The organism is Roseibium sp. (assembly GCF_965233565.1).
Classification (GTDB): Bacteria; Pseudomonadota; Alphaproteobacteria; order Rhizobiales; family Stappiaceae; genus Roseibium.
In genome coordinates this window covers 1616672-1630816 of the sequence record NZ_OZ247494.1, presented here as the reverse complement: position 1 = coordinate 1630816, position 14145 = coordinate 1616672, and the positions used below count along the sequence as shown (strand labels likewise).

At 60.3% G+C, this 14145-nt stretch carries 14 protein-coding genes; 2 read left to right on the top strand and 12 right to left on the bottom strand.

Annotated elements, in window-relative coordinates; genetic code table 11:
* Positions 1 to 3 precede the first annotated feature (3 nt).
* Complete coding sequence (locus ACO6TG_RS07750; protein WP_422377644.1) at positions 4 to 3183, top strand: efflux RND transporter permease subunit; 3180 nt, start codon at positions 4 to 6, stop codon at positions 3181 to 3183.
* A gap of 27 nt (positions 3184 to 3210) precedes the next feature.
* On the opposite strand, the gene ACO6TG_RS07745 is transcribed toward ACO6TG_RS07750, so the two are convergent.
* The 8 genes from ACO6TG_RS07745 to ACO6TG_RS07710 all read right to left on the bottom strand — a co-directional run bounded on the left by ACO6TG_RS07745 (position 3211) and on the right by ACO6TG_RS07710 (position 9553).
* Positions 3211 to 3840 (bottom strand): LysE family translocator, encoded by a 630-nt coding sequence (locus tag ACO6TG_RS07745; RefSeq protein ID WP_422377643.1) that lies wholly within the window; start codon positions 3838 to 3840, stop codon positions 3211 to 3213.
* Between the two features lie 141 nt (positions 3841 to 3981).
* Complete coding sequence (locus ACO6TG_RS07740; RefSeq protein ID WP_422377642.1) at positions 3982 to 4635, bottom strand: glutathione S-transferase family protein; 654 nt, start codon at positions 4633 to 4635, stop codon at positions 3982 to 3984.
* Between the two features lie 52 nt (positions 4636 to 4687).
* On the bottom strand, positions 4688 to 5341 hold the full coding sequence (locus ACO6TG_RS07735; RefSeq protein ID WP_422378854.1) for a ribonuclease T2 family protein: 654 nt from the start codon (positions 5339 to 5341) through the stop codon (positions 4688 to 4690).
* A gap of 26 nt (positions 5342 to 5367) precedes the next feature.
* Positions 5368 to 5814, bottom strand: a complete 447-nt coding sequence (locus ACO6TG_RS07730) for a cytoplasmic protein (protein ID WP_422377641.1) — start codon at positions 5812 to 5814, stop codon at positions 5368 to 5370.
* A gap of 96 nt (positions 5815 to 5910) precedes the next feature.
* A complete protein-coding gene (locus ACO6TG_RS07725; RefSeq protein WP_422377640.1) occupies positions 5911 to 6759 on the bottom strand; it encodes a 23S rRNA (adenine(2030)-N(6))-methyltransferase RlmJ in 849 nt (282 codons plus the stop codon).
* Positions 6756 to 7280, bottom strand: coding sequence for a GNAT family N-acetyltransferase (locus tag ACO6TG_RS07720; protein ID WP_422377639.1), 525 nt, complete (start codon positions 7278 to 7280; stop codon positions 6756 to 6758). Before ACO6TG_RS07720 ends, ACO6TG_RS07725 begins: the two co-directional genes overlap by 4 nt.
* 160 nt (positions 7281 to 7440) lie before the next feature.
* Complete coding sequence (locus tag ACO6TG_RS07715; RefSeq protein WP_422377638.1) at positions 7441 to 8253, bottom strand: cold-shock protein; 813 nt, start codon at positions 8251 to 8253, stop codon at positions 7441 to 7443.
* 214 nt (positions 8254 to 8467) lie between these two features.
* Positions 8468 to 9553, bottom strand: a complete 1086-nt coding sequence (locus ACO6TG_RS07710) for a DUF1176 domain-containing protein (RefSeq protein ID WP_422377637.1) — start codon at positions 9551 to 9553, stop codon at positions 8468 to 8470.
* A 247-nt stretch (positions 9554 to 9800) separates the two neighbouring features.
* On the opposite strand from ACO6TG_RS07710, the gene ACO6TG_RS07705 reads away from it, so the two are divergent.
* A complete protein-coding gene (locus tag ACO6TG_RS07705; protein ID WP_422378853.1) occupies positions 9801 to 10439 on the top strand; it encodes an MBL fold metallo-hydrolase in 639 nt (212 codons plus the stop codon).
* A gap of 21 nt (positions 10440 to 10460) precedes the next feature.
* Here ACO6TG_RS07705 and ACO6TG_RS07700 read toward each other — a convergent pair whose 3' ends face one another.
* The 4 genes from ACO6TG_RS07700 to ACO6TG_RS07685 form a co-directional block, all read right to left on the bottom strand.
* A complete protein-coding gene (locus tag ACO6TG_RS07700) occupies positions 10461 to 11465 on the bottom strand; it encodes a DUF1402 family protein (RefSeq protein WP_422378852.1) in 1005 nt (334 codons plus the stop codon).
* Between the two features lie 232 nt (positions 11466 to 11697).
* Positions 11698 to 12039, bottom strand: a complete 342-nt coding sequence (locus ACO6TG_RS07695) for a DUF6665 family protein (protein WP_422377636.1) — start codon at positions 12037 to 12039, stop codon at positions 11698 to 11700.
* A 34-nt stretch (positions 12040 to 12073) separates the two neighbouring features.
* The gene (locus tag ACO6TG_RS07690; protein ID WP_422377635.1) at positions 12074 to 13432 is read right to left on the bottom strand and encodes an MFS transporter; all 1359 of its coding nucleotides are present in this window, start codon (positions 13430 to 13432) and stop codon (positions 12074 to 12076) included.
* Positions 13429 to 13995: a chalcone isomerase family protein gene (locus tag ACO6TG_RS07685; protein ID WP_422377634.1), complete on the bottom strand. Its 567-nt coding sequence runs from the start codon at positions 13993 to 13995 to the stop codon at positions 13429 to 13431. The genes ACO6TG_RS07690 and ACO6TG_RS07685 overlap by 4 nt, the downstream gene beginning before the upstream one ends.
* Positions 13996 to 14145 lie beyond the last annotated feature (150 nt).

Below are 14145 nucleotides of genomic sequence, written 5' to 3'. Positions count from 1 at the left end.
GACATGCGTTCACCTGGCGGATCGCAATTCGCTTCACTGCTGGACTACATGGTCCGCCACCGCACGGCGGCCAACCTGTTGCTGGCCCTGATGCTGCTCAGCGGGATTGCCGCCGGGACGCAGATCCGGACCCAGTTCTTTCCGGACTTCGTGCGGGAAGAGGTGGATGTCGAAATCAACTGGCCCGGTGCCGGGCCGGAAGATCTCGACCAGTCTGTGGTCGAAATACTCGGACCTCAGTTGCTTGCGATCAATGGCGTAGACGAAACGACGTCGATTGCGCGCGAAGGCCGGGTCAGCATAGAAATCGAGTTTGAAGACGGCTGGGACATGGGGCAGGCCACCGACGAGGTGAAGGCCGCCGTCGATCAGGCGAGATCCAGTCTTCCAGATGGCATTGACGAGCCGGTTGTCACCCGGGGTGTCTATCGGGACCGGGTGACCGATGTGGTTGTCTATGGCCCGGTCGATATCGATCAGCTGGCGCGGTTTGCTGAAGATCTGCAGACCGTTTTCTTCCGCCAGGGCGTGACCCGGGTGTCGATCCAGGGCCTGGCGAACCCGATCATTCGCGTCAATGTCGGTGAGCAGATGCTGGTGCGGCACGGGCTGACGCTTGCCGAGATCGCAGACACGGTGTCGGCGGAAATGGAAACGACGCCTGCCGGCGATGTCAGTGGCAGTGGTGCGCGACTGCGCACCGGACAAACGCGCCGGTCCGAACAGGAACTCGGCGAGATCGTGATCAAGGCACCGTTGCAGGGGGAGAAGCTCCACCTTCGGTCTGTTGCCGATATTGTCACCGAAGGGGTGGAAAGCGGACGCGCCTATTACCACAGGGGCATGCCGGCGGTTGTTCTGAGGGTCGACCGCAGCGCCCAGGGCGACACGATCTCCATCCAGCGGGATGTCGAACGCATCACGGCGGAGTTCCAGAAGACCCTGCCGGAAGGGGTGGTCGTGCAGCTGACGCGCACGCGCTCCCAGAACATCATCGACAGGCTGAACATCCTGATTGAAAACGGTGCATTCGGTCTTGGACTTGTGCTGGCCTTCCTGTTCCTGTTCCTGTCATCGCGCACGGCGTTCTGGGTGGCCGCAGGCATTCCGGTGGCGATGGCGGCGACCATCGGGCTGATGTATGCCTTTGGTCTGACCCTCAACATGGTCTCGGTCTTCGCGCTGATCATCTGTCTCGGTATCGTGGTGGATGACGCCATCGTGGTCGGGGAACACGCCGATTTCCTGCATCGGCGCGGCTATCCGCCAGCCGAAGCGGCGAGCCTTGCCGCAAGGCGCATGACGGCGCCGGTCTTCAGCGCTTCCATCACCACTCTGATTGCCTTTATCGGGCTGATCGCCATCGGTGGCCGCTTCGGTAGCCTGATCGCAGACATTCCCTTCACCGTTGCCGTGGTGCTGATCGCCAGTCTGGTGGAGTCCTTCCTGATCCTGCCCGCGCACATGAACCATGCCCTTTCGGCGAGCAAGAAACAGCGCTGGTACGATTACCCCAACAGGGCCTTCAACAGAGGGTTTGTCTGGTTCCGGGACAAGCCTTTCCGCACCTTCGTCACCTGGTTGATGTCCGTGCGTTACCCGGCACTGGGTTTTGCCGTGATGGTCCTCCTGCTCTCGTTGTCACTGTTTTTCGATGGCAGCGTGCGCTGGCGTTTCTTCAACGCGCCGGAACGGTCGATCGTGTCCGCCAGCATTGCCATGATGCCTGGCGCGGATCGAAACGACACCAAGGCCATGATCACCGAACTGGAGCGGGCACTCGATACGGTCAATCAACGCTACGCGGACGAATATGGCGCAGAGCCTGTCCTCTTCGTGCTGTCGACGGTCGGGGGGACGGCCGGGCGCGGATTGTCTGGTGCTGACTCCAAGGATGTCGACCAGCTGGGCGGGATTTCCATTGAACTGCTTGATCCTGACCTCAGGCCCTATTCCGCGTTCCAGTTCATTGGCGACTGGCGCAAGGAGATCCAGCGCCCTCCGATGCTGGAGACACTTGCGCTGCGCGGCGAGCGCTCCGGGCCGGGCGGAGACGCAATTGACGTGCGTCTCTACGGAACGTCCACGGAGAATCTGAAGGCTGCCGCGGAGTATCTCAAACAGGCCCTGTCCCCCATGGAGGGGGTCAGTGCGCTGGAAGATACGCTTGCCTATGACAAGCCCGAACTGAGCCTTACGCTGACGGCGCGGGGCGAGGCGCTTGGCTTTACCACGGACGATGTCGCCCGGATCCTGCGCAACAGGCTGGAAGGCGTCGAGGTTGCGGAATTTCCCGTCGGCCGGCGCACGGCAAAGGTCAAGGTCCTGATGCCGGACGAGGAAACGGATGCGGCGTTTCTCTATACGACCAGGGTCCGGACCAATGACGGCAATTACGTCGCGCTGAGCGAGATCGTCAATGTCGACAGCAGCTACGGTTTTGCCTCGGTTCGCCGCAACGACGGCCTCAGGACCCTGCAGGTAACCGGTGACATCGCACAGGACGACCCGGAGGCCGCCGCACGTGTCACTGCGCTTCTGGAAAACGACTTGTTGCCGCAACTGGCTGCGGAGTTTGATGTTGAAAGCGAATTGGCGGGTCTGGCAGAGCAGGAAAGATCGTTCCTGTCAGACGCGATGATCGGCTTCGCTCTCTGCCTTGCCGGGATCTATCTCACGCTTTGCTGGATCTTCGAAAGCTGGACCCGGCCTTTGATGATCATGATCATCATTCCGTTCGGCTCGATCGGCATGCTTTGGGGGCACTATATTCACGGCGTGCCGCTGTCGATGTTCTCCGTGGTCGGTTTCATCGGCATGGCGGGCATCATCATCAATGACAGCATCGTGCTGGTGACCACGATTGACGAATACGCCAAGAACCATCCGTTCCGGCAGGCTCTGGTCAATGGTGTTTGCGACAGGCTTCGGGCCGTCGTCCTGACAACGGCCACGACCGTATTCGGCCTGGCACCCCTCCTGTTTGAGACCAGTCGGCAGGCACAATTCCTGAAACCGACCGTGATCACACTGTCCTACGGTCTGGGCGTCGGGCTGTTTCTGGTGATCCTGCTGGTTCCTGCGCTTCTGGCGGCTCAGCGGGATTTCGGCCAGTCGGTCGCGAGCGGCCGGCGGCTTTTGAAGGCGCGTGGCCGCAAGGCGCTTGCCCGGCCCGGGTCGTAAGACGCTCGATTGTGGTTGGCGGCTTTCTCAGGAACTTCTTGATGCTGCCAGGCCGATCCCGCTGGCCACGAAGAGACCACCTGTGGTCTTGTAGATCCTTGTCATGATCGCCCTGGACAGCTTGAGGCCGCGAACCCATGCGCCGACGCAGCCGTAAAAGAGGGCCACGGAAAACGCGCTGAGCCCAACGAGCAAGACCATGCCGGCCAATTGCTCCAGGCTGTTGCCGTCCACCGACAGAAATTGTGGAAACAGTGCGGTAAAGAACGCAATCGCTTTCGGGTTGCTCATCGCCACGGTGAAACCCGCGGTGAACAGCCTGTGAGATGGCTCCCGCGTGCCTTCTTGCCCGCCGTCAAGCGACACTTGTCGGGCCGCGCTGCGCCACAGCTGAATGCCGACATAGATCAGGTAAACCGCACCGGCATATTTGATGGCGAGAAACAGCGTTGCTGAACTCGTGACGACGAGGCCCAGCCCGGCAGAGGCCAGAACCGCCTGCAAGACCGAAGCAGTGGTGTTGCCGAATGCTGTCAGGACCGAACGGCTCCATCCATAAGCAGCGCCATGGGCGAAAGCGATGAAAGTGCTGGGGCCTGGGATCAGGGACACGCCAAGGACTGTGGCCAGGAAGATGAACCAGTGAGGGGCGTCCATGATCTTAAATCCTGTGATGGTCTGAAAATGCGTTTGCGTCCAAATCGTCTGGAGAGTTCAGCGCACGGAAATGGCTGTGCTCCGGGTCTGACACGGGCACCTTGTTGAAGGGCGAGGCCAGACCTGCGGCATTTCCAGAGACTACTGCAACAGGGCAGGATCGTTATCGGGCACCGGAGCGGGGGGTATCTTTGTGGTCGCAAAGGCTGGAACGGCGGCCTCGAAAGCCTCGAGCCAGGCGGCCAGTTTCGGATGCCCGTCCCGCCAGTTGTCGTTGCCGAAACGTATATCCAGATAGCCAAGCATGCAGGCCAATGTCAGCGTTCCGGCATCAATGTCGTCTGCCGAGGAAGGCATTTTCGGCACATTTTCTTCGAAATAGGCCAGGCCGCGCGCCATCTTGGCGCCCTGATAGGCGTCCCAGGCCGGATCCCGGTATTTGGGTTCCTTGAAGCGCTTTTCATAGACCCTCAGAATGGCTGCTTCCATGATGCCGTCGGCAAGGGTCTGGTTGCGCAACACCGCAAAGCGGGCTTCGCCGGCCGGAAACAGTTTGCCGCCACCGGCCAGAAAGTCGAGATATTCCAGAATGACTGCGCTGTCGTAAAGAACGTCGCCGTTTTCCAGGATCAGGGCCGGGATCTTCCCAAGCGGGTTCTGGCTCCGCAGGCTGTCGGAGGGATCCGCGGTGTTGGCGTCTTCGATCTCGATCCGGTCTTTCAGTCCCAGGATCGCCATGGCGATTTTGATCTTGCGGCCGAAAGGCGAAGGGGGGGACGAACGCAATTTCATCATAATGCGGCTCCAAACAAAGAAACGGTGGACGTACCGCGGTCGCGGCGGAAGATCAGCGGGTGCGCGGCGGCGGGACGGAGAGACTGTCTGCTCGGCAGCTCTTGCGGTCGACTTCCTGGCAGGCGCGGAACTCAAGGTCCCTGGACAGGCAGATCCGGACTTCCTCAAGCTCTCCCTGGTCGCAGGTGACGGCCATGGCGTCCTCCGTCAGACCGGGATTTGCAAGCCGGAAGGCTTTCTCAACCGTTGCAGGAGCAGCCTTGCCCCGCTTGGTCAGTGTGCGGAAGGCGCCGGGAATGTTAATTTTTTCAAAGGCTTCGCGTGTCAGGTCAAAATAGGCTTCCGGCGAAAGCCCGGAGCAGGTGCCGTGTTTGCGCCACTCATGAAAGACCAGATTATGGCTCGGCATGATGTCTTCCATCGAAACGGCGATATCCCGGTCGATGCGTGTCGGTGCGCCCGGGCAGCTCTCCGGATAGCCGCGCTCATATTGCGGCCAGAGACCGTGCACGATGAAGCGGAAGGGGGTGGCGACATCGCATTGATGCCGGCTGGCGCTTGCGCCTTCCTGTTTGCAATAGGTCGGCGACCAGGACAGGGCGAGAACGTAGAAGTCGAACTCGCCGGCCGTGTCGGCGCGTGCCGGTTGCAGGAAGCAAACGATTGTCAGGAGGGCGCAAAGCACCCGGAAACGGGCTGCCGGCATCATCCGCTGATCCTTCCAAGCTGCGATCAGTGCGGGCGCACCGTGCTGCAACGGGCTCCATAGACCCGCCATTTGTCACGCGGGCTGAGACAGGCTTCCACATTCCAGCCCACGCCGACAAACCCGGCATGCTCTTCAACCATGTAGTGAACGGACTGGAAAGACCCGTCCGACAGGCTGGCCTTGCCGCTGCAATAGCGGCGCGCCACCGGGCTGACACCGTGGTCGCGATAGGCAACCTCGCGGATTTCGTCGACACTCGTGATCCTGACGCCGCCATAATAGTCGGCGTAGGCCCTCGCCACCGAATTGCGTACCGCACCGGTCACGGAACCCGCCGTGCAATCCGGGAGGCGTTTTTCGCCGGAGAAGGAGAAATAAACCCGGTTCTCGTCGGCAGCGGCCGGCGCAGCGAGGCTGCCGGCGATGAGCAGGGCCGACAAGGTCGAAGAGGCAAAACGGGCAATACGCACGGCAAGAACTCCGGAAGGCAAACAGTGAATGAGACGATGGGGGAGGCCGCTCTGAAGGTCAAGCTTCGATCCCTTGAAAAAGTGCCCGTGCGCTGATTATTCGCCGATCAGTTGTGTCACGTCCCAGCCGCTCCCGGGCCCCTGATGCAGTGTTTCGGCGAGCCAGGGAAGAACCTGTCTCATCTCGTCCGCCAACGTATAGGGTGGATTGATCAAGGTGATGGCGGAGCCGAGCATGCGTGTGTCTGGGCCGCTTTTGCCAACGCTCAAGCTCAGGGCCAAGACGTCTTTCACGCCGGCTGCGGCGAAGTCCTCGTGCATGCGGCGGATCGCCCTGGCGTCTTTCAGCGGATACCAGAGGGCATAGGTGCCACCGGACCACTTCTTCCAGGCCTTGAGGACGGCGTCTGTCATTCTTGTGAATTCGTCGGTCACCTCAAAGGCCGGATCGATCAGGACAAAGCCGCGTTTTTCTTTGGGCGGCAGGAAACTGCCCATGGCCAGCCAGCCATCGAGATGAATGGTCTTGACCTGGTGGTCTCCCGTGAAGCGCTCGGACAGGGTCCGGAAGTCCTGCGGGTGGAGTTCGGTCAGGGTCAGGCGATCGATCTTGCGCAGCAGCTGGCGGGCAACCTGCGGAGAGCCGGGGTAACGTTCGAGCCGATCATCGGGATTGAGATCCCGTACGACGCCAAGCCATGGTGCCAGGAGCTCGGCGACCGAAGCGGGCATGTCGGCCTCAAGCACCTTGGCGATGCCCTGCTGCCATTCGCCTGTCTTCTGTGTTTCGACGGCGGTCAGGTCATAAAGGCCGATCCCGGCATGGGTGTCGAGAATTCGGAATGGCTTGTCCTTGCGCTGGAAATAAGTGATCAGTCGCGCCAGGACGATGTGTTTGAGCACATCGCCGATATTGCCTGCATGATAGGCGTGACGGTAATTCATGAGCCGTTGTCGGCTTTCGGTTCGGCGGGACGCTGCAGATAGACAACCGCCTTGTCACCATGGTCTGCCTTGCCGATTTCCTCAAAGCCGAGCCGGCCATGAAAGCGCAGTGACCCAGGGTTGGGCGGACGTTCGTTGACCTCGCACAGGAAACTGCGGCCTGTTCCCGCGTAGTGTTCGAACAGGGCGGCATAGAGCGCATCGCCGATCTTGCGGCCGCGCATGGTCTCACTGACACAGATACGGTCGGTATAGGCGAAATTGGTGACGCGCGCGCTCAGCCAGGCGTAATTTGGACTGTCGTAATCCACACCGTCTCCGAGGCACAGCAGAAAACCTGCCGGTTCGCCACTTACTTCGGCAACGAGGCAGATCAGCGCCTGGTTGATCAGGTCGAGAAGCTCTTCTGCCGTCACCTCGCTGACTGCGGGCACGGCCGCATTGTTCATTGTCAGAAGCGTGCTGAGATCGCCGGGTAGAAAGGGGCGAACGGTTGCCTGGGAAGAGATGTCTGACGCCATGAGGATCACCTGAAAGGGACGGGATCTGCCTTATAGGCGGCGGGGCGGGGCTTGAAAAGGAGGTGCTTTTGCGGATTGGCATAAAAACAGGGCGCAACATTTGCTGCGCCCTGATGGATTGGGTCGGTTTACTCATCGGAGCGACAGAGCGCTCAGCACATCACTCCTCGGAAGGAGCCTCGTCATCGCCGGCCGGTTCGCTGCCGTCTTCTTCGAGGACCTGGAGGTTGACGGCTTTCGGTCCTTTGCCGCGACGATCGGGTTCCGTTTCAAAGGAAATCCGCATGCCGCTGTCCAGGGAAGACAGACCTGAGCGCTCAACCGCGGAGATATGAACGAACACGTCCGCATCTCCCTCATCCGGTGTGATGAAGCCAAAGCCCTTGTCGGACTTGAAGAACTTTACGGTGCCAGATTGACGCGGGCCGCGCTCCATGGGTGGGCCATCCCGACGCGGGCGCTGCTGACCGTAGCCACCGCCACCGTCGCGCTGGCCGTAGCCACCTCCGCCGTCACGCTGGCCGTAGCCGCCTCGACCGCCGCCACCATAGCCGCCGCCGCCTTCGCGCTGGCCATAACCGCCACCGCCGCCACCGTCACGCTGGCCGTAACCACCGCGGCCGCCACCGCCGTAACCACCGCCACCATCTCGGTCGCCGCCATAACCGCCACGGCCGCCGCCATATCCGCCGCCGCCGCCGCCGCCGTCACGATCGCCGCCATAACCGCCGCGACCGCCGCCGCCATCACGACCGCCATAACCGCCACGACCACCGCCGTCTCTGTCGTCGCGGCCGTAGCCGCCACCAAAATCATTGCTGCGTCCGCCTCGGTAGCCCCCGTCACGGCCACCGCCATAATCACCACCGAAATCGTTGCCGCCAAAATCACTGCCGAAGTCTTGCGGACCGCCAAACTCGCGCTTGCCGCCGCGCCGACCACGCGACCTCCGGTCCGAATCGCCATCGTGCATTACCAAATCACCTTAATCTCTGTGCCAGTCCGGCACATATCGACCAACCTCACCCGCCTTCACAGTCGAGTCACTTCACTCAGACGCACCCTGTACGTCCTATCAACACTTGAAGAGCGGGTTGAAACAAACTCGCCACATCCCACTCCAGCCGCTGCGTTAGCATCATAAGGTCGGGAAATGCGAAATCGCAAGAAAATCCTTGGGCAAAGCCCTAATTGGAGGCTTTTTTGAGGGGCCAGCTGCTTGACCAATTGGACAAGTCCGGCTCCGTTCCGTCACAGGTCGTTCTGGCGGCTTCCTCCAGAAGGACCAGTCCGGTGCCGTTCCAGACCCACCGGTTCCAGAGGCCGCATTCGCCGACACCGGAGCCCTTGAAGTAGCTGACCAGCTGCTGATCTGCGGGAATCCACTTTGCGTTGTAGATCAGATCTGTTGCAATCGGGCCTTTTTCCGACATGCGGGCAACATGAACCTGACGGGCAGCGCCTTCCTTCCCAGCCAGGATTGCGACATAGGGACTGTTATAGGCGGTCGGTGCGCCACAGGGGATGATGTAGAGCGATGCCCCATCGGCAAAAGGCACCCGGACGGCGTTCAGTCCGGCAAAGATGGTCGGGTCGATTTCCGAGCACAGCCGGTTGGCGGACCAGACCGCCGCGACTTCCGGCGGCAGCTGGTCGGCGCTCATCAGCGAGACCGCATGAGGCGCATCCTTGGCGGGGTCGGTTCCGGGCGCGACGATCGCCGAAACGGTTCCGGTCCGGTCCTGGCGGTTGTCGAGCCACAGAAGGCTGGATTTCAGGCCATGCAAGGGTACGGGAACGGTGACCGGATCCGAGCCGTTGACAGCTGGCAGAATGATCTTGAGTTCCTTGCCGGAGCGCATGGCTTCCAAAAGGGTGAGGGTTGCCGGCCCGGTCGGGTACCAGAAGCCTTCGCCTCCAAGCGGACGGAAACCTGCTGGAGGTTTGACTGCGGGCTGCATTTCCCGGAGCTGTTCGATCGGAAGAGATTCGATCGCCGTGCCATCGACCGCAAACTGAAGCGTGCCTTCCTTCGGCAGCTCGCTGTTGGTTGTCAGGCGAACCAGTGGCTGGGCTTCCGCCTGCCAGTCCCGGACGATGCGAAGATCCACCCAGACCGACTGGCTGCGGGTGTAAGAGGAGGCAAAGCAGACGCCTGTGTTGCCGCAATCCACCGTCCAGCTTTCAAAGCTGGGCACCGTGCGGCCGGGTTGCGCCAGCGAAGCTGAGGCTGCCAGAAGCGCCGTTGTCGCGGAGATCAGCAATGTCAACAATCTTGGCGTCATTAGGTCCGGTCACCCGATTTATTAGGACATCTTCTCACAGGCCCATTCATCTTGTACGAAATGCGCGCGGCAAGGTGAAGCCGATAGTGCACAGAATCACGGCACCGGACAGCGTTGTCCCGTATTTGTTACAAGGGGTCGGCACCTGTGGAGGTGCCGCGATAAGGAGGCAATCATGCCGCAGGAAGGCAACACATCGGACCAGGACGGAACGCAGGAGGCCGGAGAGGACGGCATGCCGCCGATCCAGGTGATGGTCATCGTGGTCTCGGCGTTCCAGCAGAACTGCTCGCTGATCTGGGACCCGGCCACTTTGCGTGGGGCTGTTGTCGATCCGGGCGGCGATGTAGACCGGATCCAGGCTGCGATCCAGAAGCAGGGTGTCACGGTCGAAAAGATCGTGCTGACGCATGGACATATCGACCATGTCGGCGGTGCTGCGGATCTCGCCTCGGCTCTTGGCGTTCCGGTTGAAGGTCCGCATGAAGCCGACAAGCCGCTGATCGACCGGGTCGCCGAGCAGGCCGCACAGTTCGGTGTCGACGATGTCAAGCCCGTGACACCGGATCGCTGGATGGTGGAAGGAGACACGGTCGAGATTGCCGGACGGTCCTTCGACGTGCTGCATTGTCCAGGCCATTCGCCCGGACATCTGGTCTTTGTCGACAAGGAGCTGCGTTTCGCGATTTCTGGAGACGTGCTGTTTGCCGGGTCAATCGGACGAACGGACCTCCCCGGCGGCGACCATGCCACGTTGATCAAGTCCATCCAGGAGAAGCTGTTGCCACTCGGCGACGATGTCGCTTTCCTGCCAGGGCATGGCCAAGCCTCGACCATCGGTCATGAACGCGAAAACAATCCGTTCCTGCAGTGATTGGCAAGACGGTTCCGGGCGCTACATCAGCGCCCGCAGATCGTCGATCCGGTCGTTGACCAGCCAGCCGTAGTAGTTTTCACGTGGCCAGGACTGCCCGCTTCGCCGGAATTTGGCTGCGCGGCTCCAGGGGTCGCCGAGATTGTAGAGCGTTGCGGTCAGGCCCGGATTGTTGGAGATGTCCACCTTGCCGACCGATTTGTAGGCCGCGATGGCGTCCTGAATGATCGCTGCCATGTAATGCAGCGATATGTTGGGATCCATGGTGGCCTTGTAGACCTCTTTGGGGTCGGAGGCTTTCAGTTTGCGATAGCTGCTCTGTCGGGAGACCCGGTCCGTCATTTTCAGGACTGTCAGCGGGCTCAGCTGACCCAAACCAAAACTCTGGCCGGAAAACAGCGGCTGAAAGAAGGCCTCGTTGAAATTCTTCTTGGGGTAGCGCACACCGTCGACACTGCGGCCGCGAAACTTGCTGTTCCAGACGTTTTCGTAGCATGACCAACGCCGGTCGCTGCTCTTTTGAATATGTTCCTTGCGGCAGCGATCGAACTGGGGTCGTTCGACAAAAGCGTCGACATGTTCTCCGTTCAGTTCAAAGTCGAAACGGATGCCGGCATAGGACAATGCCTTGACATAATAGGATTGGGCGCTGTCCAGCGTGTCGTAATTGTAGGTGTGTTCGCCCACGATGGCGCCGACGATGTGGATCGGGTCGATGCCGTATTTCGATGCCACCCGCTTGATCGATCCCATCAGCCTGCGATCTCGTTTCAGGACCGCGAGCACCTTGTCGAATTTGGCGTCGTAGGATGATTTGGAGGCAGAAGTGCGCCTGGAAGAGGCAAAGGGAATTTTGGGCTGCGACCGGTAGCGATTGCCTTCGGGCACCGTGCGCACGGATTGGGCTTCAGCCTGTGTCGCGGTCGCCAGCGGAAGGGTTACGGGGCACGACACCACCGCAATAGCCAGACCGGCCGCCAGCAATCGGGCGGTATGTTTAAACCGATGGGTCTTCCTGCACATCATGACCGTCTTGCGCCTGGCCTTGTTTTTTAAATGGCGCTGGACACATGTCTGCGCGCCCGCGAGCCACATCCATTGCACATAGCTCGTCATTTGCGACTGTAAATAACGCATCTTTCAAAAAGCCCCCAGAAAAAACCACTCGTGCACCAAAGATGCAACTGGTTCCTTTTCCTAGGACGGGCCCATCAACAAAGAAGTGATGCCAGTCACAGCTGTCAGCAATTCGTAAAATTCAGGAGGTCTGGTAGCTCTTTGCGGGCCCCATTCTCAGGCGAACGGACTTTGGGACGCCCAGAAAATCATAAAAGGCCTTGTGCTCGCGCAGGCCACACAATTCACGTTGAATGGTGACGTGCCACAGCGCTTCTCCGGCTTCGGCCAGCAGGGGCAACAGGTCTTCTTCTGTCATCGCCTGGGCAGAGCCGGATGCCTCCAGACGTTGCAGCGCCTCTTCCAGTTTCTTGTTCAGCCGGGAGAGCGTCGCCGCCTTTTCGTTGAAGATTTCCTGCTCGAGCACCGCGGCGAGCGGGTCCTTGTCAGCGGGTTTGGTGAGTTGCGGAGGACGGACGGCCATGGAAGCACCAGACTGTTTCGACGATGATTCAGGCTCACACGGGTGAACGGTTCCGGGCAAGGTCTTTTTCAGCCACGATGAGACCGATCAGGGCCATGAGTTTCAAAATGCAGGGAAGGCCGGCATAGGTGAGGCTGAGCACGAAGTTCAGCTCAAGGGTCATGGGCGCGTTGGGCTGATACCCGAACAGGCCAAGCAGCGGAAGCGCCAGACCGGTTGCAAGCGCCAGCGCCGATTTTGACAGGAATGCCATGATCGAGAACAGGCGGGAGGCGTCTCCCTGCCGCTCGTCAGCGTCGATGTGATCGGCGAGGATCGCCGGAGGCAAGGCCAGATCCGCACCCAGCGCAAGGCCGGAAAAAGCGCAGACAGCCGCATAGGCAGCGATGTCTCCCTGTTGGAGCAAAATCGCCCAGCAAAAGGTCAGGACGGCAACGCCAAGCGATATCTGCCAGGTTCGTATCTTGCCGAACTTTCTTGCAAGGCGTGTCCAGAGTGGCATCGATAAGGCGCCGGACAGGAAATAGATCAACAGAAACAGTCCTGTATAGGCTTCTGCCCCGAGACGGTCGCGAATGAAAAACAGTACAAGTACGGCGGGAATGGCACTTGCGAACGTGTTGAGTGCCATGAGTGCGAAGAAGGTTCCGCGCCAGCGGTCTCTTATCAGTGTCCACCACCCGACGTCCTGTTGCGTTGTCTCCGGCACTGCAAGGGGGGCTTTGTGCATCCAGCGCACCAGAAACCAATAGGCGAGCGCTAGAAGCGGCAGGTAGGAAAGCGCCAACCAGTGAAAGGCGTCTTGCGGACCTGAGAGGTGCATCAGGACCGGCGGTGCGACGGCTGCCACCAGAAGCCCAACCAGCCCGAAAGCCTCGCGGCTGGCAGTTACGCCGGTCCGGTCTGCAGATCGTGTTCGCCACAATCCGCCCAACGCCTGAAAATTGATGGAAACAACGGAAAATCCGGTCGTGCAGATCAAGACGGAAGCGGCAAACCAGACCAGCGTTGCGGAGGAAGTTGGATGAAACAGCATCCAGAAACCGGCGCCGAGAAGCACGGCTCCCAAGGCGAGGATGGTGGCTCTGGAGCTGTGAAAGCGATCGCTCAGGCTGCCGATGATCGGATCCTGCACAGCATCGACAAGGCGCAGCACCAGAAGCACTGTCCCGAGCAGGGTAACGGACTGGCCCATGGTGACCGCATAAAAGTCTGGCGCATGGAGATAGATTGGCAGACCTGCAAAGGCCAGAGGGAAGGCCATCGCGCCATAGGCAAAAAGGTCTGGCCAGCGAAGACGAGCAGGCCCGTTGTCTTCTTCAAGCGTCCTTTCGATTGCCGGGTTGTCATTTGCTTGCTGCGGGGCCTTGGCCCCGCCAATCGCTTTTGTCACGAACCGGCCCCGACGAGACGCGCGCGCAACTGCGGATTTCGGGTGTTGTTGCCGAGCCAGATCGCAAAGAATTTCCTGGTGAAGGCCGGATCATTGATGGTGCCGAGCTTCCTGTTTCCGATGTAAAAGACGGTGCTTCCGCTGGAGGTTCGAACACCGGTGATCGACTGGCCTTTGGAGACGTTTGGAAAGATCGCCTGCATCTGCTTTTCCCAGGAGGCGAGCTGGCCTTTGGAAACGGCGCCCTGACGGCGCATTTCCTTGACAGAGCTCTCGGCAATTGCAGCGCCCTTGAAATTGCGAAGGTAAGTCAGCTTCAGGGCAAACGGCGACGAAGCGCTGTATGTGCCACCCGGTGCGTAGAGCTCCGCATCGAAAACCTTGAACCCGAGATAGGTCATTCGCCCCTTGCCGACCAGCTGGGCCGACGGCACGGAGCGGGCGGCAGCGCCAAGATCGGCAAGGACTGAAGCCGTTGGTAGGGATATTGTCAGAAACAGACCGAGCAGCAGAGCGCCTATCGTCTTGCCGCGGCGGGGCATCGTTTTCGGGGTCAAGATCATGACGACTTCCTCGTGTCGCGTTCAGTTCAGACTGTGATGAATACGAGGCCCGACAGCAATTGGATTGGCCCACGCAGAATTTCGCTGCGCGGTCGAAGTGGGTTGATTTCCGTAGGTGCTGTGAAAGGTGGCGTTATGTCAGGTGCCGAA